The 19,706-nt window shown below is 73.5% G+C and carries 17 protein-coding genes; 5 read left to right on the top strand and 12 right to left on the bottom strand.

What is annotated here, in order from left to right; translation table 11 throughout:
• Positions 1-17: 17 nt before the first annotated feature.
• The gene (locus ACZ62B_RS26295; RefSeq protein WP_344560663.1) at positions 18-776 is read left to right on the top strand and encodes an SDR family oxidoreductase; all 759 of its coding nucleotides are present in this window, start codon (positions 18-20) and stop codon (positions 774-776) included.
• A gap of 252 nt (positions 777-1,028) precedes the next feature.
• On the opposite strand, the gene ACZ62B_RS26290 is transcribed toward ACZ62B_RS26295, so the two are convergent.
• Positions 1,029-2,219, bottom strand: coding sequence for an ROK family transcriptional regulator (locus ACZ62B_RS26290; protein WP_344560662.1), 1,191 nt, complete (start codon positions 2,217-2,219; stop codon positions 1,029-1,031).
• Between the two features lie 132 nt (positions 2,220-2,351).
• Between ACZ62B_RS26290 and ACZ62B_RS26285 the strand changes: the two genes are divergently transcribed.
• Positions 2,352-3,557, top strand: coding sequence for an MFS transporter (locus ACZ62B_RS26285; protein ID WP_344560661.1), 1,206 nt, complete (start codon positions 2,352-2,354; stop codon positions 3,555-3,557).
• On the opposite strand, the gene ACZ62B_RS26280 is transcribed toward ACZ62B_RS26285, so the two are convergent.
• Positions 3,517-3,975 (bottom strand): acyl-CoA thioesterase, encoded by a 459-nt coding sequence (locus ACZ62B_RS26280; protein ID WP_344560660.1) that lies wholly within the window; start codon positions 3,973-3,975, stop codon positions 3,517-3,519. The two genes, ACZ62B_RS26285 and ACZ62B_RS26280, sit on opposite strands and share 41 nt — an antisense overlap.
• 175 nt (positions 3,976-4,150) lie before the next feature.
• Between ACZ62B_RS26280 and ACZ62B_RS26275 the strand changes: the two genes are divergently transcribed.
• Positions 4,151-5,554: a uracil-xanthine permease family protein gene (locus ACZ62B_RS26275; RefSeq protein ID WP_344560659.1), complete on the top strand. Its 1,404-nt coding sequence runs from the start codon at positions 4,151-4,153 to the stop codon at positions 5,552-5,554.
• On the opposite strand, the gene ACZ62B_RS26270 is transcribed toward ACZ62B_RS26275, so the two are convergent.
• Positions 5,536-6,672 carry a glycoside hydrolase family 6 protein gene (locus tag ACZ62B_RS26270; protein WP_468720526.1) on the bottom strand — a complete coding sequence of 379 codons (1,137 nt, stop codon included), beginning with the start codon at positions 6,670-6,672 and terminating at the stop codon, positions 5,536-5,538. The genes ACZ62B_RS26275 and ACZ62B_RS26270 overlap by 19 nt on opposite strands.
• Positions 6,673-6,845: 173 nt before the next feature.
• Here ACZ62B_RS26270 and ACZ62B_RS26265 point away from each other — a divergent pair, with 173 nt between their 5' ends.
• On the top strand, positions 6,846-7,532 hold the full coding sequence (locus tag ACZ62B_RS26265; RefSeq protein WP_468883650.1) for a DUF5995 family protein: 687 nt from the start codon (positions 6,846-6,848) through the stop codon (positions 7,530-7,532).
• 21 nt (positions 7,533-7,553) lie between these two features.
• Here the strand turns inward: ACZ62B_RS26265 and ACZ62B_RS26260 are convergent, their stop codons facing one another.
• The 8 genes from ACZ62B_RS26260 to rpe all read right to left on the bottom strand — a co-directional run bounded on the left by ACZ62B_RS26260 (position 7,554) and on the right by rpe (position 17,965).
• Positions 7,554-9,251, bottom strand: coding sequence for a flavin monoamine oxidase family protein (locus tag ACZ62B_RS26260; protein ID WP_344560657.1), 1,698 nt, complete (start codon positions 9,249-9,251; stop codon positions 7,554-7,556).
• A gap of 50 nt (positions 9,252-9,301) precedes the next feature.
• Entirely contained in the window at positions 9,302-10,090 is a 789-nt protein-coding gene (locus tag ACZ62B_RS26255) for a carbon-nitrogen hydrolase family protein (RefSeq protein ID WP_344560656.1), read from the bottom strand.
• A 537-nt stretch (positions 10,091-10,627) separates the two neighbouring features.
• The gene (locus ACZ62B_RS26250) at positions 10,628-11,821 is read right to left on the bottom strand and encodes an MFS transporter (protein WP_344560655.1); all 1,194 of its coding nucleotides are present in this window, start codon (positions 11,819-11,821) and stop codon (positions 10,628-10,630) included.
• A 155-nt stretch (positions 11,822-11,976) separates the two neighbouring features.
• The gene (locus ACZ62B_RS26245; protein WP_030867804.1) at positions 11,977-12,429 is read right to left on the bottom strand and encodes an Lrp/AsnC family transcriptional regulator; all 453 of its coding nucleotides are present in this window, start codon (positions 12,427-12,429) and stop codon (positions 11,977-11,979) included.
• A 10-nt stretch (positions 12,430-12,439) separates the two neighbouring features.
• Entirely contained in the window at positions 12,440-13,921 is a 1,482-nt protein-coding gene (locus ACZ62B_RS26240) for an amino acid permease (protein WP_468720488.1), read from the bottom strand.
• A 284-nt stretch (positions 13,922-14,205) separates the two neighbouring features.
• Positions 14,206-15,648 (bottom strand): GuaB1 family IMP dehydrogenase-related protein, encoded by a 1,443-nt coding sequence (locus tag ACZ62B_RS26235; protein WP_344560727.1) that lies wholly within the window; start codon positions 15,646-15,648, stop codon positions 14,206-14,208.
• Positions 15,649-16,156: 508 nt separating this feature from the next.
• Positions 16,157-17,200: a sugar-binding transcriptional regulator gene (locus tag ACZ62B_RS26230; protein ID WP_344560653.1), complete on the bottom strand. Its 1,044-nt coding sequence runs from the start codon at positions 17,198-17,200 to the stop codon at positions 16,157-16,159.
• Between the two features lie 78 nt (positions 17,201-17,278).
• Positions 17,279-17,965, bottom strand: a complete 687-nt coding sequence (gene rpe / locus ACZ62B_RS26225) for a ribulose-phosphate 3-epimerase (protein WP_344560652.1) — start codon at positions 17,963-17,965, stop codon at positions 17,279-17,281.
• A gap of 14 nt (positions 17,966-17,979) precedes the next feature.
• On the opposite strand from rpe, the gene ACZ62B_RS26220 reads away from it, so the two are divergent.
• Positions 17,980-18,270 carry a hypothetical protein gene (locus tag ACZ62B_RS26220; RefSeq protein WP_469692266.1) on the top strand — a complete coding sequence of 97 codons (291 nt, stop codon included), beginning with the start codon at positions 17,980-17,982 and terminating at the stop codon, positions 18,268-18,270.
• On the opposite strand, the gene ACZ62B_RS26215 is transcribed toward ACZ62B_RS26220, so the two are convergent.
• The gene (locus ACZ62B_RS26215) at positions 18,251-19,669 is read right to left on the bottom strand and encodes an RsmB/NOP family class I SAM-dependent RNA methyltransferase (protein ID WP_344560651.1); all 1,419 of its coding nucleotides are present in this window, start codon (positions 19,667-19,669) and stop codon (positions 18,251-18,253) included. The two genes, ACZ62B_RS26220 and ACZ62B_RS26215, sit on opposite strands and share 20 nt — an antisense overlap.
• Positions 19,670-19,706: the final 37 nt, after the last annotated feature.

The raw sequence follows: 19,706 nt of genomic DNA, 5'->3' as shown, positions 1-19,706 counted from the left end.
CGAAGGGACGGAACAGCATGAGCACGATCCTGGTGACCGGCGGTACCGGAACGCTCGGCCGGCACGTCGTCGCGCGGTTGCGGGCGGACGGACACGAGGTGCGGGGGCTCAGCCGGCACGCTCAGCCGTACGCCGTCGACCTGCGCGAGGGCGGGCCGGCGCTGGACGAGGCCGTCACGGGCGTGGACACGATCGTGCACTGCGCGACGTCACCGCGCGGTGGCGACGAGAAGGCCGCGCGGAACCTGATCGCGGCGGCCCGGCGGGCCGGGGCCGGACACCTCGTGTACATCTCGATCGTCGGTGTCGACCGGGTGCCGTTCGGCTACTACAAGTCCAAGCTGGCTGTGGAGCGGCTGGTCGAGGAGTCGGGGCTGGGCTGGACGGTGCTGCGCGCCACCCAGTTCCACGACTTGGTGTTCACGGTCCTCCAGGGCATGGCCAGGCTGCCGGTCCTGCTGCTGCCGGCCCGGGTGAAGGACCAGCCGGTCGACGTCACGGAGGTCGCGGACCGCCTAGCCGAGCTGGCCCAGGGCGCGCCGGCGGGCCGCGTCGACGACATGGGCGGTCCGGAGGTCCGGACGTTCGACTCCCTGGCCCGCGCGTATCTGAAGGCCACGGGCCGCCGCCGCGCGGTGGTCAAGGTCCCGCTGCGCGGCGCGTCCTACGACGCCTTCCGCGCGGGCGGCCACCTCGCGCCGGAGCGGGCGGTCGGCAAGGGCACGTTCGACGAGTACCTGATGAAGCGGTCCGGGGCCCGCGCCGCCCGCCGGTGAGCGGGACGGCCGGCGGCCGGCGGCCGGGCCGTGAGCGGGGGCCGGGCGCTCCGCCGGACGTGCGGTGCGGTGCCGTCGATCGTCCGCGGCGCCGTCGTGGCTGGTCGCGCAGTTCCCCGCGCCCCTTCGGGGCGCTGCCGTGGCCGGTCGCGCCCACGCGGCGGTAGCCGCACGGCAGTACGGCCCCGTGCCCACGCGGCGGTAGCCGCACGTCGGTACGGTCCCGTGCCCCTTCGGGGCGCTGCCGGGGCCTCAGTGTTCGGGCACGCCGAACAGTTCGTCCTGGGCCCGGTCACGGGCCGTCAGGAGGGCTCCGCGGAGTACCGCGCCGCCGCCCAGGGTGCTGGGCCGTACGTCGGCGGGCAGGGGGGACATGGCGGCCAGGCGGTCCCGTACCCGCGCGGCGAGGGTCTCGCCGCCGGCCTGGCCGACCTCGCCGCCCAGGACCACGTGGCCGGGGTCGAGCAGCGCGACCACCGAGGCGACGCCCACCGTGATCCGGTCGGCCAGGGTGTCGAGGAAGCGCGCCTCCGGGGTGGCGGGGCCGGCCGACGCGACGGCCGTCCGTACCGCGCCCGCCGCCGGCGGCTCGATCCCCGGCTCCGCCACGACGCCGTACTCCTCCGCCAGCCGGGCGACCGCCGCCGCCCCCACCAGGGAGTGGAAGCCGCCCGCGCAGTCGGTGGCCGACGGCGGGCCGCTCGTGCCCGGGACCGGGAGGAAGCCGATCTCGCCCGTGCCGCCGGAGGCGCCCCTGCGCAGGGTGCCGTCGAGGATCACGGCGGCGCCGGTGCCGTGGCCCAGCCACAGCAGGACGAAGGTGTCCCGGTCGCGGGCCGCGCCGTCGCGCTGCTCGGCCAGCGCGGCGAGGTTGGTCTCGTTCTCCACGCTGACCCGGGCCTCGGGGAGCCGTTCCTGGAGCACGGCGACCAGGCGCCGGTGCCACTCGGGCAGCCCCGTGGAGTCGCGCAGTTCGCCGCTCGCGGGGTCGATCAGCCCGGGGGCCCCGATCCCGACGGTGTGCAGCCGGTCGGCGCCCGCCTCCTTCGCCGTCCGCTCGACCAGCGCGACCGCCTGTTCGACCGCCGGTCCGGTGCCCGTGTCCCCGGTGATGGGCAGGGCGGCCTCGGCCAGGACCCCGCCGACGAGGTCCGACACGACCACGGTGACGCCCTCGGTGCGGACGTCCAGCGCGGCCAGGTGCGCCCGGTCCGCGACGATGCCGTAGAGCTTGGCGTTGGGACCGCGCCGCTGCTCCCCCGCCTCGCCGGCCACCGCGATGAGCCCGGCGGCGGTGAGCCGCTCGACGAGGTCGGCGACGGTCGGCCGGGACAGCCCGGTGAGCTGCTTCAACTGCCCCGCGGTCAGCGGGCCTTCCTGCTGGAGCAGGCGCAGGGCGAGCCGGTCGTTGATGGCTCTGGCGGTGCTCGGGGATGCGGCCATGCCGGGATCCTTCCAGATCGGCGGGACCGGTCGGCGCGTGCTCCGCCTCCGGATACCCCATATCTTTCAGGCAGGGTTCCTGATAGTTTACGGCGGCGCGTGCGGAAACCGACGACCGGGAGGGGCGGGACAATGAGCGCAGTGGTCCATCAGCAGCGCGATGTGAGACGGGCGCGGTACGCCGTGGCCGCCGTGTTCGCCGTGCACGGCGCCGTCACCGGCTCGTTCGCCACCCGCGTCCCCTGGATCCAGGACCACGCCGGGGTGAGCGCCGGGCAGTTGGGCCTCGCACTCGCCTTCCCCGCGCTCGGGGCGTCCCTCGCGATGCCGCTCGCGGGCGGCATCAGCCACCGCTTCGGCGCACGCACGGCGCTGCGCGGCCTGATCGCGCTGTGGACGCTCGCGCTGACCCTGCCGTCGATCGCCCCGAACCTGCTCACCCTCTGCCTGGCCCTGTTCGTCTACGGCGCCACGGCCGGCATGTCGGACGTGGCGATGAACGCGCTGGGCGTGGAGGTGGAGAACCGGCTCGACAAGTCGATCATGTCGGGGCTGCACGGCATGTGGAGCGCCGGCGCCCTGATCGGCTCGGCGGCCGGCACGCTCGCCGCCCACCTCGGCGCGGACGCCCGGCTGCACCACGTGCTCGCGGCCGCCGTCCTGACGGTGGCGGGCGTGACCGCCTGCACCTGGGTGCTCGATCTGCAGCCCGCCGAGGACGAGGAGCCGCCGCCGCGGTTCGCGCTGCCGCCCCGCTCCGCGCTGCTCATCGGCGCGATCGGCTTCTGCGCGGTGTTCGCGGAGGGCGCGAGCCTGGACTGGTCGGCGGTCTACCTGCGCGACCAGCTGGAGACCTCGGCCGGTCTCGCGGCGGCCTGCACCACCGGTTTCACGCTCACCATGGCCATCGCCCGGATCGCCGGGGACCGCGTGGTGGACCGCTACGGCGCCGTGCGCACGGTCCGCGCGAGCGGTGTCGTCGCCCTGCTGGGCGGACTGCTGATCGTGTTCGCCGAGCACCCCGCGATGGCGATGGGCGGGTTCGCGCTGATGGGGCTCGGCATCGCGGTGGTCGTGCCGCTGTGCTTCGCCGCCGCCGGCCGCAGCGGCTCCAACCCGAGCCTGGCCATCGCGGGCGTCGCCACCATCACCTACACCTCGGGCCTGGTCGCCCCGAGCGCGATCGGCCTGCTGGCCCAGGCGACCAGCCTGATGGTGTCGTTCGTCCTGGTGACGGTGTTGTCGTGCGGCATCGCGGGCTTCGCGGGCGTGCTGCGCGCGGGAGACCGTACGAAGGTCACGCGTCCGGAAGCAGCAGTTCCCGAGCCCCGTCCCTGAACGTCTCGCTCCAGGGCGCCGGGCGCAGGGTCGTGGCGTCCAGCCGCACCAGCACCCGGCTGCCCCGCGCGTAGGTCACCGCCCCGTCCTGCGAGCAGAAGCGGAAGCCGTACGTCAGTCCGGTCGTGCCGAGCCGCTCCAGCCACAGGTGGACCGCGTACGTACCGGCGCGGGTCACCGGGGCCTCGTAGCCGATGCGCAGCTCCCGGACCGCGTTGCAGGCGTCGCCGGCCGCCACCCAGTCGCCGTCGAAGCGGACGCCCTTCTCCTGCCACAGCTCCGTCCACGCCCGCTCGACGAGCAGCGGGTAGCGGGCGTTGTGCAGCAGCCCCAGCGCGTCGAGGTCGTCGAAGTGGACGGTCACGGGGATCAGCCGGCCGTGGAGCAGGGCGGGGGCGAGCGGGGCTTCGGCGGTCACGGGTGGGACTCCTGGGACGTACGGGATGAGTGCCGTTTACATCGAACAGCGGCGCGCCCTCATCCTAAGCAGACGCTCAGCCGGGTCGGCCACGCCCGCCCGCCTGTACGAAGCACTCCTGCTCAGCCCCCACAATGGTCCGGACACGCTGCACGTACGACGAAAGCGACAGCCCATGGATCTCGGCGTCCGCTGGACACTGCACGGCGACGGACGCACCCCGGCCCCCGGCGCGGTGGTCCGCCCCGACGAACGGCTCTCCTGGCCGCGCACGGCGGGTCTGGGTGCCCAGCACGTCGTGGCGATGTTCGGGGCGTCCTTCGTCGCCCCGGTGCTCATGGGCCTGGACCCCAACCTGGCGATCATGATGTCGGGCGTCGCGACGATCGTCTTCCTGCTGGCGACGCGCGGCCGGGTGCCGAGTTACCTCGGCTGCTCGCTCTCCTTCGTCGGCGTCGCCGCGGTCATCCGGGCCCAGGGCGGCTCCAGCGCCACCGTCACCGGCGCGGTGTTCGTGGTGGGGGCCGCGCTGTTCCTGGTGGGTCTCGCGGTACGGCGGTTCGGGGCGCGGATCATCCACGCCGCGATGCCGCCGATCGTCACCGGCGCGGTGGTGATGCTGATCGGCTTCAACCTGGCACCGGTGACCGCCTCCACCTACTGGCCGCAGGACCAGTGGACCGCCCTGTTCGTGATGCTGTTCACCGGGCTCGCCGTGGTCTGCCTGCGCGGCTTCTGGTCCCGGATCGCGATCTTCCTCGGGCTGGTCTTCGGATACGCCCTGTCCTGGGCGCTCGACCGGATCTTCGGCAAGATCCACTCGGCGGACGCGAGCGGCAAGGTCACCGACCACTGGCGCCTGGACCTGTCCGGAGTGGGCCAGGCCGACTGGATCGGCCTGCCGACCCTGCACGGCCCGTCCTTCGAGTGGTCGGCGATCCTGGTCGCCCTGCCGGTGGTCATCGCGCTGATCGCCGAGAACGCCGGTCACGTCAAGGCGGTCGGCGAGATGACCGGCGACAACCTCGACGACAAGCTCGGCACGGCCATCTCCGCCGACGGTGTCGGCTCCATGCTGTCCACCGCGGTCGGCGGCCCGCCCAACACCACCTACTCCGAGAACATCGGCGTGATGGCCGCGACCCGCGTCTACTCCACGGCCGCGTACTGGGCCGCCGCCGGCTTCGCCCTGCTGTTCGGTCTCTGCCCCAAGTTCGGCGCGGTCGTGGCGGCCATCCCGGGCGGTGTCCTCGGCGGGATCACCGTCATCCTGTACGGCATGATCGGCCTGCTCGGCGCGCAGATCTGGATCAACGCCAAGGTGGACCTGCGCAATCCGCTGAACCTGGTGCCGGCCGCGGCGGGCATCATCATCGGCGTCGGCAACGTCTCGATGGAGTTCACCGACACCTTCTCGCTGAGCGGCATCGCACTCGGCACGCTGGTCGTCATCACCGGCTACCACGCGCTGCGCGCCTTCGCGCCCGCCCACCTCAAGACGCAGGAGCCGCTGCTCGACGAGGGCACCTCCTCCTACGACACCGGCGGCACCGAGGGTGATCAGCGCGCCAAGTCGTAGGCGTACGACGCGGTGAAGGTACCCGGCGTCCCCTTGCAGCCGTCGGACTCCCCCGGCAGCTTCACCCACAGGTAGGCGTCGATGCCGGCCTCCCCGGTGCTCAGCGTCGGGGTCCGGCCGAGCTTGCGGCCCGCGGGGTCGCACCATTCCCCGTCCGCCGGGGCGCCGTTGCCGTTGCGGCTGGTGTCGATCACCGCGCCGAGGCCCGGCGGGCCGCCGAGGGCGTCGAGCACGGCACGGCCGTAGGCGACCTCGTCGGCGGTGGCGTGGAAGTTGGAGACGTTGCTGAAGACGCCGTCGGAGGAGGCGGCCGAGGCGGCCCCGGCCTGCCGCAGCAGGGCGGCCTGCTCGGCGGGCGCGTGCCAGCCGGAGTGCCCGGCGTCGAAGTAGACCCGCGCCCGGGGGTTGGCGTCCTTCAGCACCCGGCCGGCGCGGGCCAGCGAGGCGAAGCGGTCGGCGCGCCGCCCGGCGGAGAGGCACTCGGACTGGGCGATCGCGTCGGGCTCCAGGATCACGATGACCTCGCTGCCGCCCAGTCCGGCGGCGAACCGGTCGATCCAGGCGTCGTAGGCGGCCAGATCGGGCGCCCCGCCCTCGGAGTGCCCGCCGCAGTCGCGGTCGGGGATCGCGTACGGCACGAGGACCGGCGTCCGGCCCCGCGCCGCGCCGCCCGACGCCACGGCACGCACCCGGGAGGTGATCGACTCCGGGGAGTAGTCCGCGAACCACACGGCCGCCGGCTGGCCGGCTATCCGGGACTCGATGACCGCGCGGCGCGGGTCGTCGGGATTGGCCCGCACCCAGTCCAGGACCCGGGACTCGGGGTACCGGTAGAGGCGGGTGGACACGGGGGCGGTCCGCCGCTTCTTCTCGGCCCGGGACGCGGACGCCGTCGGGCTCGCCCTCCTCTTCGGACCGGCCGTGGGGGAAGGCGGCCTCGTCGCCGACACCGACGGCGAGGGCGAGGGCGAGGGCGACGGCACGGCGGGCAGCGGTTCCAGGCGCGGCGAGGAGGTCGCCCCGGGGCGTGCCTCGTCCGCGCCGCGTCCGTCGCCGACCGCCGACATCATCCCCGTGACGGTGCCGACCGCGACCACCACGGAGGCCGCCGCGACCATCGTGCCGCGCCGGGCGGCACGCCGTCGCTCGGCCCTCCGCGCGGACAGGCGCTGGGCACGCGAGCCTGACACAGTACTGCTCCCCCTCCCCCACGACGGGCGCGTTCCCCCGTTCCGGGGAAGCGCCGGGCCCGCCGCCACTGACGCCACCCTAAAGGTGCGACTCTGCGCTCATGGTGCGATGCGAACAAGTCCTCACCGCCGTGGACGGGGTCGTCTCCCGTATGCGCGCCCTCGACGCGGCCCTGCCCGCGCGGGACGGGGTCGCGGTGTTCAACCGTGTCTACCTCGCCGTCACGGAGGCCGTGGACCGGCGGATCGACGCGGGCCGGTTCCCGGACGCGCGGGCGGCGATCGCGCTGGACGTGCGGTTCGCGGAGCGCTATCTGGCGGCGGTGGACGCGGTGGCGCGGGAGCGGCGGCCACCGGCCTGCTGGCGTCCGCTGTTCCAGTTCCGCCGGCATCCCGGCGTACGTCCGCTGCAGTTCGCGCTCGCGGGCATCAACGCGCACATCGGCCACGACCTCGCGCTCGCCGTCGTGGACACCTGCCGTACGCTCGCCTGCGAACCCGTCGAGCTGGAGGACGAGTTCGACCAGGTGGGCGAACTCCTCCTCTCGCTGGAGGACCGGATCCGCGAAGAGCTGACACCGAGCCCCGAACTGCTGCGGATCGCCGACCCGCTGACCCATCTGCTGGGCGCGTGGAGCCTGGACCGCGCCCGGGACGCCGCCTGGACGGCGGCCCGCGCCCTGTGGGCGCTGCGCGGACTGCCGGACGTCGCCGGGGAGTTCGCCGAACGCCTGGACACGGCGGTGGGCTTCGCCGGCCGCATGCTGCTCACCCCGCTGCCGGACTGACCCGGCGGCGGGGAGGCGGGCTCAGTCCTCGGGGAGCTCCACCGGGGCGATCTCGTCGTAGAGGTCGCCGGGGCCCGGGTTGGTCGGGTCGGTCTCGCCGCCGAAGTGGTGCATGACGCCCCAGACCGCGTTCAGCGCGGTCTGGACGGCGCCCTCCGCCCAGCCGGCCGTCCAGGAGATGTCGTCACCGGCGAGGAAGATGCCCCGCTTGTCCTCGGGCAGCGCCTCCTGCATGAAGTGGGTGAACAGGCGGCGCTGGTAGCGGTAGTGGCCGGGCAGGTTGGCCTTGAACGCGCCCATGAAGTAGGGCTCGTTCTCCCAGGAGACGGTCACCGGGTTGCCGATGACGTGCTTCCGGATGTCGACCTTGGGGTAGATCTCGCCGAGCGACTTCAGCATGACCTCCATCCGCTCGTTCGCGGACAGCGGCAGCCACTTCAGGCTGTCGTCGCACCAGGTGTAGGAGAGGCAGATGACGGCGGGCTTGTCGGGGCCGTCGTCGAGGAGGTAAGTGCCGCGCGTCATGCGGTCGGTGAGCGTCATCGACATGACGTCCCGGCCGGTCTCCTCGTCCTTGTCCAGCCAGAACGGCCGGTCCACCGGCACGAAGAGCTTGGAGCTCTCCATGTAGTGGGTGCGCTCGATCGCGGTCCAGTGGTCGATCGGGAAGAGCGAGTCGTCGCAGGCGATCTTCGAGAGCAGCATCCAGGACTGGGCGGTGAAGATCGCCGCCTGGTACGTACGGATGTCCCCGTCGGCGTCCGTCACCGTGATCCGGTTGCCCGCGGTGCGGTTGAGCCGGGTGACCGCCGGACGGGGCTCGCCGTCCGGATGCAGGGACTTCAGCGAGGTGCCGTACGGCCAGTGGACGATCTTCTCCGGCTCGCGCTCCCACAGGCGCAGGGGCAGCTGCTGGGAGCCGCCGACGATGCCGCGGTGGTGGTCGTCGGCCTCGGTGTAGACGACGCGGAGGATCTCCAGGATGGAGTTGGGGAAGTCGGTGTCCCAGCCGCCGGTGCCGAAACCGACCTGGCCGAAGATCTCGCGGTGGCGGAAGGACTTGAAGGCCTCGGAGTCGCAGAGGAAGCCGTAGAAGGTCTGGTTGTCGAGCTTCTCGACCAGCTTCGCCCAGATCTCCCGGATGCGCGGGACGTCGCGCTCGCGCAGGGCGCGGTTCATGTCGGAGAAGTCGGCGCCCTCTTCGAGGCACTTGGCCCAGGCGTCGGCGACGTCCCGGTAGACCTGGGGCAGGTCGTCGAGGGTCTCGGCGTAGTGCGACTCGCCCTTGAGGTCGACGACGGTGGACGGCGTCGCCTCGGCGAGGGGGTTGGGGAAGGGACGGGTGTGCAGTCCGACCAGGTCGATGTAGTGCTGGAGCGCCGTGGAGGACGGCGGGAAGCGCATCGCGCCCATCTCGGCGGTCAGGGAGTCGTCGCACCCGTCGAAGCCGACGGTGCGCAGCCGCCCGCCGATCCGGTCGGCCTCGTACACGACCGGCTTGAGGCCCATCTTCATCAGCTCGTACGCGGCGACGATGCCGGACAGGCCGCCGCCGATCACCGCGACCTCGGTGCCGTGCTCGGTCGCCGGTATCTGTCCGAGGCCCGCCGGGTGGGCGAGGAAGTCGTCGTACGCGTACGGGAAGTCCGGGCCGAACATGGTGATCGGCGGCTGCTGCTCGTCGGCGTGCTCGATCGCGTTGGGCACGGTGGACGTCATGGGGTACGGACTCCTTGCACAGGTGAAGCGGGGGGTGGGGGGTGAGGGGTTCAGACGAGGGACCCGTAGAGGCCGGGGCGGCGGTCGGTCAGATACGGGTTGTCCTCACGGGACGCGGCGAGGAACACCGGGTCGGCGTCGGCGACGACGAGTTCCTCGGTGCGGCCGGCCCGGGTGCGGGCGACTCCGTCGGGGGCGGCGAGCGTGGACAGGCCCACGAACTCGAACTCGCCCTCCCGGCCCACCCGGTTGACGTACGCGATGTACATCTGGTTCTCGAACGCACGCACCGGTACGACGGACTCGGCGACGAACTGGAACGGGTGCAGCTGTGCCGTGGGCACCAGGAGGAGGTCGGTGCCGGCCAGCGCGTGGGCGCGCACGTTCTCCGGGAACTCGACGTCGTAGCAGATCATCAGGCCGACGGTGAGGCCGTCGAGCTCGGCCTGCACGACGGTCCGCTCTCCCGGGGTGAAGTGGTCCCGCTCGAAGCAGCCGTAGAGGTGGGTCTTGCGGTAGTTCGCGAGGCGGGTGCCGTCGGCGGAGATCAGCTGCGCGGAGTTGAAGACGCGCTCGCCGTCCCGCTCGGGGTAGCCGTAGGCGATCGCGAGGCCGTGCCGGGTGGCGGTCTCCGCGATCGCGTCGGCCGCGTCGCCGTCGGCGGGCTCGGCGAGCCGGGGGATGTCGTCGCCGATCGCGTACCCGGTGAGGAACAGCTCCGAGGTGACGAGCAGCCCGGCGCCCGCGGCGGCGGCGCGGGCGGACGCCTCGTCGAGGACCTTGAGGTTCTCGGCGACGGATCCGGGGCGGCCGGAGCTCTGGAGCAGGGCGGTGCGCATGCGTGTTCCTCACCGGTACGCGGGGGGGTTTCGGGGGGTCGGATAGACGGTACGGGCGGGCGGCTCGGGGGGACAAGGTGGAGCCGTTGCGCGTCGGTGAGGGGTTTGTTGCGTGCGGGGTGGGGGTGGCGGCGATTCGTTGCGCGGCGCGGTGCTGTATGGGGTGTTCCGGCGTTGGTGCGGGCCGGGGGGTGTCTGCGCGGGTCGGCGCTTGCGGGGTGCTCCGGCATTGATGTGGGCCGGGGGGCGTCTGCGCGGCCCGGCGCTTGCGGGGTGCCGTCGCGCCCACCCGTGCCGCCCTGGGGGCACCTCCCAGGCCCTTGAGGCACTGGGGGAGGCACGACTGCCCGCGGAGGGCGGGGAGCGGGGGGGCGGCGGCACGACTGCCCGTGGTCCGCAGAAGGGGACAGGGGCGGGGGTGGCCGTCCGCAGTGGCCGGCGCGTCCGCGCCCCGTGCCCCCTCCGAGAAGCGCGGTCGCACCGGTCCGAGGACGGGCGCCCCCGACCCGGCCGCCGGCCGTAGGCGCTACGGCGACCTCACGCCCGCACCTTGGCGGCCACGGCGAGCAGCAGGGCCGCCGCCGTCGTCAGGTACGGGATCGCGAACACCGCGAAGGCGGTGCTGTGGGCGGCCCCCGAGGCGATCACCGCGTAGCCGCCGTAGACCGCGATCGTCGTCAGTTCCGTGCCCAGGCCCGCCACCGAGGTGAGGGTGGCCCGGCCGGTGTCCTCGATGCGTCGCTGGAGACGGGCGTCGGCCAGCACGGTCGCCGCCTGGAAGCCGCCGAAGGCGAGGGCGACGAGGACCAGGCCCGCCGGTGTGCCGGCCGCCGCGCCGACGGCCAGGGCGAGGCCGGCACCGGCAAGGACGGCGGCGAGCCCGCCCGTGCCCAGCCGCTCGCCCTCACCGGCCAGCAGGCTCCCGGCGGTGGCACCGGCCCAGATCAGCAGGAGCAGATAGGGAACCGTCCCGTCCGCGACGCCGGTCCCCCGCACCAGCAGCGGCGTGTACTCGTCCAGCGCGCCCCACACCGCACTCACGGCCGGGACCAGCAGGAGCGCCCCGCGGACGGACCGGTCCGCCCGCGCCTCGGCGAGTCCGGCGCGCAGGGTCGCCGCCCAGTTCTCGTGTCCGGCCTTCGGGGAGCGGTGCTCGGGGAACCGGAGTGCCGTGGCCGCCGACAGCAGACACACCAGCACGCTGGCGGCCCCGACGGCGGTGTGGCCGCCCCAGGTGAGCACGGGGCCGGCCAGTCCCATCGCCGCCATCACCGCGACCAGCCCGGCCGCACGGGCCCGGCCCATGACCCGGGCGTAGCGGCCGGCCGCGTCGAGCCGTTCCAGCTCGTCGTAGACCAACGCCTCCAGCGCACCGGAGCCGAGCGCTCCGCCGGCGCCCCACAGCACGAAGCCGAGGGCGAAGGCGCCGTACGACGGGACGAGCACCCACAGGGCGAAGCCGGCGGCGGTGAGCAGCGGGCCGAGCCACAGCAGCAGCCGGCGCGAGACGGCGTCGGCCCAGACCCCGGAGGGGACCTCCAGCAGCACACCGGTCACCGACCAGAGGGCGAACAGGGAGGAGATCTGTCCGACGGACAGGCCGGTGTCGCTGAACAGCAGCGCGTACACCGGGTAGAGCAGGATGAAGTCTTCGAGGAACGAATAGCCGTACAGCGTGGTCGTCAGCCGTCGCACGCGGACGTCGGAGGCACGCGTGGGCGTGAGAGTCATGAGGCCTTCCCGGAAGGGCGGTTCGGACACCGGACGTCGAGGACGTACGGCGGCCGAGGCGGCCCTCGGGAGGCGCGGCTGGTGGATCAATGTCGCCAGGTCATGGCGTCGATGCTAGTCGGGTGGCGTGCCCCGCGCCCACCCTTTGCGCGGGCTTAGGCGGGCGATCCCGACGAGAACCGGCGCAGCAGCGGGGACAGCACCAGCACGGACTTGGTCCGCTCGACGAACGGCTCCCCCGCGATGCGTTCCAGGACCCGTTCGAAGTGGCGCATGTCGGAGGCGAAGACCTGGGCGACCGCGTCCGCGTCACCGGTGACGGTGGAGGCGGCCACGACCTCCTGGTAGCGCTCCAGGCCCCGCTGGATGGTCTCCGGGGAGGTGTTGCTGCGGCAGTAGATCTCGACGAACCCCTCCGTCTCCCAGCCGAGGGCGGCCGGGTCCACCCGTACGGTGAACCCGGTGATGGCCCCGGTGGCGCGCAGCCGGTCCACGCGCCGTTTCACGGCGGGCGCGGACAGGCCGACGAGCTGGCCGATGTCCGCGTAGGAGCGGCGGGCGTCCTCGGCGAGGGCGTGCACGATGCGTTCGTCGAGATCGTTCAGCACTGCGGGTGGTTCACTTCGCTTCTGATGGGACCGGTGCGGTGGCGAGCCGGGAGCGGCGGTGGCCGTACAGGAAGTAGAACACGAGCCCGGCGGCCATCCAGACACCGAAGACCACCCAGGTGACGGCGGACAGGCTGCCCATCATCCACAGGCAGAACGCGAAGCCGAGGGCCGGCATGAGCGGGGACAGCGGCACGCGGAAGGTGCGGGGCATCTCCGGACGCGTCCGGCGCAGCACCACGACGGCGACGTTGACCAGCGCGAAGGCGAACAGGGTGCCGATGCTGGTGGCGTCGGCGAGCTGGCCGAGCGGGATCGCGGCGGCCAGCACGCCGCAGAAGAGGGAGACGATCAGGGTGTTGGTGCGGGGCGTGCCGGTCTTCGGGCTGACCTTGCCGAACGCCTTGGGCACGAGTCCGTCCCGGGCCATGGCGAACAGGATGCGGGTCTGGCCGTAGAGCACGGTCAGGACGACGCTGGCGATGGCGATGACGGCGCAGAACGCCAGCAGGGTGCCCCAGAAGCTCTGGCCGGTGACCTCGGTCATGATCTGGGCGAGCGCGGCCTCGGAGTCGGTGAACCGCTGCCAGGGCTTGGCGCCCACGGCGACGGCGGCGACCAGGACGTACAGCGCGGTGATGATGGCGAGCGACAGCAGGATCGCGCGGGGCAGGTCGCGCTGGGCGTTCTTCGCCTCCTCGCCGGCGGTGGAGGCGGCGTCGAAGCCGATGTACGAGAAGAAGAGCGTCGCCCCGGCGGCGCTGACGCCGGCCATGCCGAGCGGCATGAAGTTCTCGTAGTTGCCGGAGCGGAAGCCCTGGACGCCGATGGCGCAGAACAGCACCAGCGCGCCGATCTTCACGACGACCATGATCGTGTTGGCGCGGGCGGACTCGCGGGCGCCGCCCATCAGGAACGCCATGGCGAGCAGGACGACGATCAGCGCGGGCAGGTTGAAGACGCCGCCGTCGCCGGGCGGGGCGGAGAGCGCGGCCGGGATGGTGACGCCGATGGTGCCGTCGAGGAGTTCGTTGAGGTACTCGCCCCAGCCGACGGCGACGGCGGCGACCGAGACGCCGTACTCCAGCATCAGGCACCAGCCGCAGACCCAGGCGACCAGCTCGCCCATCGTTGCGTACGCATACGAGTAGGAGGAGCCGGAGACCGGGATGGTGCCCGCCAGCTCGGCGTAGGAGAGGGCGGAGAAGAGGGCCGTCAGACCGGCTATGACGAAGGACAGCGTGACGGCCGGACCGGCCTTGGGGACGGCCTCGCCGAGGACGACGAAGATGCCGGTGCCGAGGGTGGCACCGATGCTGATCATGGTGAGCTGCCACAGTCCGAGGGACCGCCGCAGGGAGCCGCCCTCACCCTGGCCACCCTCCGCGACCAGGCGTTCCACGGGCTTGCGGCGCATCAGGCGCGCGCCGAGGCCCGGGGGCGGCGGGGCGGCGGGGCGGCCGTTGTGCGGGGGTGCGCCTTGGTCGAGCACGCGCTGACTCCTTCGTCGCTGCCGGTCTTCCGCGGCAGGGACCGACGGCACCCCGCGACAGCCGGGACCCGTCGAGCGGGGTCCCCGCCACACACGTACAGCGCGTAACCCTACGAGGTTCTTCGTTGCTCCTGAAATGCAGCAACCTTGCGCACCCCCGCAAGATCATTGCGTTACCGGCGGGGACGCGGGTGTTCGTTGCGCGGGGGCTTTCGACCGTTGCGCGCCGGCCCCCGTCGATCCCGGGGCGGGGTCGGCGGGGGCCGGGCGGGGGTGAGGGGCCGTCAGCTCCAGCTGGCGTGCAGCGGCTTGCCCTCGGCGTAGCCGGCGGCGCTCTGGACGCCGACGACGGCCTTCTCGGCGAACTCCTCGAGCGATCCGGCCCCGGCGTAGGTGCAGGAGGAGCGGACGCCCGCGATGATCGAGTCGATCAGGTCCTCGACGCCGGGCCGGGTGGGGTCGAGGAACATGCGGGAGGTGGAGATGCCCTCCTCGAACAGCGCCTTGCGGGCGCGGTCGTACGCCGACTCCTCGGAGGTGCGGTTGCGCACGGCACGCGCGGAGGCCATGCCGAAGGACTCCTTGTAGGGGCGGCCGTTCGCGTCGTGCTGGAGGTCGCCCGGGGACTCGTGGGTCCCGGCGAACCAGGAGCCGATCATCACGTTGGACGCGCCGGCGGCGAGCGCCATCGCCACGTCGCGCGGGTGGCGGACGCCGCCGTCGGCCCACACGTGCTTGCCGTACTTCCTCGCCTCGGCGGCGCACTCCAGGACGGCGGAGAACTGCGGCCGGCCGACGCCGGTCATCATGCGGGTGGTGCACATCGCGCCGGGGCCCACGCCGACCTTGACGATGTCGGCGCCGGCCTCGATCAGGTCGCGGACGCCCGCGGCGGCGACGACGTTGCCGGCCACGATCGGCACCCGCGGGTCGAGGTCGCGGACCAGCTTCAGCGCGCTGATCATCGACTCCTGGTGCCCGTGCGCGGTGTCGATGACGAGCGTGTCGACTCCGGCGTCCAGCAGCTGCCGGGCCTTGCCCGCCACGTCGCCGTTGATGCCGACGGCGGCGGCTATGCGGAGCCGGCCCCGCTCGTCGGTGGCCGGGGTGTACAGGGTGGCGCGCAGGGCGCCCTTGCGGGTCAGGATGCCCGCCAGGCGGCCGTCCTGGTCCACGGCGGGCGCGTAGCGGCGGTTGGCTGCGTCGAGGGTGTTGAAGGCCTCGCGCGGGTCCGTGTCCGCGTCGATGAGGATCAGGTCCTTGGACATGACCTCTTCGAGCTGGGTGAAGCGGTCCACGCCGGACAGGTCGGTGTCGGTGACCACGCCGACCGGCCGGTGCTCGTCGTCGACGACGACGCCCGCGTTGTGGGCGCGCTTGGGCAGCAGGGCGAGCGCGTCGGCGACGGTCTGGTGCGGGGCCAGCACGATCGGGGTGTCCAGGACGTGGTGGCGGCCCTTGACCCAGGAGACGACCTCGGTGACGACCTCGATGGGGATGTCCTGCGGGATGACGACGAGCCCCCCGCGCCGGGCCACCGTCTCGGCCATGCGGCGGCCGGCGATGGCGGTCATGTTCGCGACGACCAGCGGGATGGTGGTGCCGGTGCCGTCCGGCGAGCTGAGGTCCACGCCCTGCCGCGAGCCGACCGCGGAGCGGCTGGGCACCATGAAGACGTCGTCGTACGTCAGGTCGTACGCGGGCTGGATGTCGTTGAGGAAACGCACGTGCTGCACATCCCAGTCGATCAGAGGTGGCCCCCGGACAGGTCAGCCAGGGGGAAGAGCACGTACTTCATTGTCCCATGACGACCGGAACGCCCGCTCCGGGCGGATCATCCAGGCTGGTCAGAGCCCTGCTCGGAGGATCCTCCAAGGACCGGGCCGCGGTGAGCGACGGTGTCCGGCACGCGGCCTCGGCGAACACGTCCTGAGCGGTCCGCCGCTCCGCGGGGCGCGCCGTCCCATGTGCCCGCCGGCCGCGTACGACGGCCGGCGGTCCGCGCTCCACGGCGCCCCCGGGCCGGACGGCGCGGTCGGAGAGGGAGCCGACGAGGGCGCCCCCGTCGCGGCCGGACCCGCCTGGCCGGTGACCCCGTCCGGGGTCCGGGGCGGCCACGAGCCGGCCGGTCAGGTCGTACGACGTCTCGGCACCGCCGCCGGGAGGCGGTGGAGCGGGGCCTGTCGCGGCACCGTGCGGCCGGTGCCACCGGGCCCGCCCCCGCCCCACCCGCCGTCAGGGGCCGTCCGGGTCCGCGCGGTTGAGGGCGGACCGCGGGGTGGTCCCCGCCGTCATCAGGTAGTCCGCGGCCGACGTGTCCGTCACCAGGCTGGTGACCAGACCGGAGCGCAGGACCGCGTCGATCGCGGGCCCCTTGCGCTGTCCGCCCGCGATCGCGACGACCTCGGGCACCCGGCGCAGCTGGTCGGTCTTGACCGTGATGCACCGCTCCCCCAGGTCCCGGCCGACCCGGCGCCCCTCCGCGTCGAAGAGGTGCGCCGACATCTCCGCGGCGACGCCGAGGGAGGCGTAGTGCGCCCGCTCCTCGTCGCTGAGCATGTCGTGCACCGTGGAGATGCCCGGCTCCCAGGAGCCGATGGAGACGCAGGCGACGGTGACCTTGTCGAAGTACTCGAAGGCCCGCGCGATCCCGGTCTGGTGGCGCAGCGCCTGCGCGGTGGCCGCGTCCGGCAGCAGCATCGGCGCGTAGATGGGGTGGGCGTCGCCGCCCGAGACCTGCGCGGCGCGGCGCACGGCCTCCACCGAGCCGCGCTCGGCGGTCCCGGCGTCGTACACGCCCGTGAGCTGCACGACCGTGCAGGGCGGCAGCCGGTCCAGGGCCGCCGCCATGTGGATGGTGGACCGGCCCCAGGCCAGCCCCAGCACATCCCCTTCGTTGACCAGCTCGCCGAGCAGGTCGGCGGCCACCTCTCCCAGGTTCTCGGGGTCGGGTGTCTCCTCGGCCTCGGCCGGGGACTCGACCACGACGGCGTGCCTGAGGCCGTACCGGGCGCGGAGCGCGTCGGAGCGCTCGGCGTCCAGCTCGGCCGGCACGCGGATCTCGATCCGTACGAGATCCCGTTCGAGGGCGGTCTCCAGGACCCGGGCCACCTTGAAGCGGCTGACGCCGAACTCCTCGGCGATCTGGATCTTGGATTTGCCCTCGAGGTAGAAGCGGCGGGCCATGGCCGCCGCCTGCACCAGCTCAGCGGGTCCCATCCGCATGGCTGACCGGCCCGCCGACATACCCGACACGGCGATCTCCTCACTGCTGTTCACACTCTGGATTCGCCGTTCATCCTTGCAGATCCGGCGCGGTCGATCAGCCCTCCCGGGCGCCGTTCATGTTCCTGACGCTCAGTGGTCGCATGCCCACGACGCCTTGGCCGTCGCGGCCTCCGCCTGGTTGCGCAGTGCACGTACCGCCTCGGCCGGGTCCGATGCCCCGTACACGGCGGAGCCCGCGACGAAGACATCGGCGCCGGCGTCGGCGCACCGCTCGATGGTGGACGCCGAGACCCCGCCGTCGACCTGGAGCCAGAGCTCCAGACCGTGCTTGCTGATCAGCTCGCGGGTACGGCGGATCTTCGGAAGCATGATGTCGAGGAACGCCTGCCCACCGAAGCCGGGCTCAACCGTCATGATCAGCAGCATGTCGAGCTCGGGGAGCAGATCCTCGTACGGCTCGATGGGGGTCGCCGGCCGCAGCGCCATGGAGGCGCGGGCGCCCTTGGCGCGGATCTCCCGGGCGAGCCGCACGGGCGCGGTGGCCGCCTCGACGTGGAAGGTGACCGAACCGGCCCCCGCCTCCACGTACTGGGGAGCCCATCGGTCGGGGGCCTCGATCATCAGATGGCAGTCCAGCGGGGTGTCCGTCGCACGGGCGAGCGACTCCACGACCGGCACGCCGAGCGTGAGGTTCGGGACGAAGTGGTTGTCCATGACGTCGACGTGGAGCCAGTCGGCTCCCTCGACCGCCTTCGCCTCGTCGGCGAGGCGGGCGAAGTCGGCGGACAGGATGCTGGGGCTGATCTGCGGGGCCATGCACCAAGCGTGCCATGTCCCGCGGGGGTTGCCCCCACCGGTCCCGCGCGGGCCCGGCGGCGCTCGCCCCCGGCACGACCGCCGTACCGGGCACGCCGGGGCCGCCGACCGCCGGGACGAACTCCGCCCGGGGCCTCGGCCCGGCCGGCCCGGGCGTGCTCCCGGACACCTTCGCCGTGCGGTCGGTGCTGGTCACGTCCCTGTTCCTGGACGTTTTCGGACGTGGCTCCGAAGGTGTGGTGGCCGTACCGGGCGGCCCGTGGGGGCGGCGGCCGGAGGCGGGCGTCAGCCGGTGCGGCGGATGAGGGCCAGGTACATCGCGTCGGTGCCGTGCAGATGCGGCCACAGCTGCACGTCGGGGCCCTCGCCGAGATCCGGTACGCCGGGCAGCAGCGGCCGGGCGTCGATCAGGTCGGTGTCCGGGAACTGCTTGAGGAGGTCGCCGACCACGGCCCGGGTCTCGGCCAGGTGCGGGGAGCAGGTGGCGTAGCCGACGACACCGCCGACCCGTACGGACTCCAGGGCGGTGCGCAGCAGCCCGCGCTGGAGGGGGGCGAAGCCGTCCAGGTCCTCCGGGCGGCGCCGCCAGCGCGCCTCGGGGCGGCGGCGCAGGGCGCCGAGGCCGGTGCACGGCACGTCGACCAGCACCCGGTCGAAGCTGCCGGGCCGCCACGGCGGGCGCGTCCCGTCCGCGGCGACGACCTGGTACGGCCCCGGGTTCCCGGCGAGCGCCTTCGCCACCAGGCCGGCCCGGTGCGGCTGCTTCTCGGAGGCCAGCAGCACGGCGCCCCGCTCGGCGGCGAGCGCGCCGAGCAGCGCGGCCTTCCCGCCCGGTCCGGCGCACCCGTCCAGCCACATCCGGTCGGGGCCCTCGACGGGCGCGTTCGCGAGCGCGAGCGCGACGAGCTGGCTGCCCTCGTCCTGCACGCCGGCCCGGCCCTGGGCGACCGCCGGGACGGCGCCCGGCTCCCCGCCCTCGGTGAGCCGCACCGCGTACGGCGACCAGCGGCCGGCGACGGCGGCCTCCTCGTCGAGCAGTTCTGCGGTGGTCGCCCGTCCGGGACGGGCGACCAGGGTCACCTCGGGCCGCTCGTTGTCGGCCCGCAGCAGCTCCTCGACGCCGGCGCGGCCGCCGCCGAGGGAGTCCCACAGCGCGGAGACGACCCAGCGGGGGTGCGAGTGCACCACGGCGAGGTGGTCCTCGGGGTCCTCGTCGTAGGGCGGCGCGACCCGCTCCAGCCAGCCGTCGAGGTCGTCCTGCGCGATCTTGCGCAGCACGGCGTTGACGAACTTGGCGCGGCCGTCGCCGAGCACCACCCGGGCCAGTTCGACCGTGGCGGACACGGCGGCGTGCGTCGGGATGCGCGTGCCCAGCAGCTGGTGCGCGCCGAGGTTCAGCACGTCCAGCACCGGCGGGTCCACCTCGCGCAGCGGCCGGTCGACACAGGCGGCGACGACCGCGTCGTACGTCCCCTGGCGGCGCAGCGTGCCGTACACCAGCTCGGTGGCCAGCGCCGCGTCGCGCGCGTCGAAGTCGCCGTTCTCGCGCGCCTTGCGCAGCAGCGGGGGCAGGACGAGGTTGGCGTACGCGTCCCGCTCGTCGACGGCCCGCAGGGCCTCGAAGGCGAGGATGCGGACGGGGTCCTTCTTGGGCCGGCGGTAGGGCTTGGCGGGCTTACGGGGCCGACGGGGCTGGTCGCTCACGAAAAAGGTGCTCCGGATGTGGGGTGGGGTGCGCGGT

The organism is Streptomyces sp. NPDC053426 (assembly GCF_055585405.1).
Note: the sequence above shows the minus strand (reverse complement) of the source record. Positions and strands in the feature narration are given on the sequence as shown.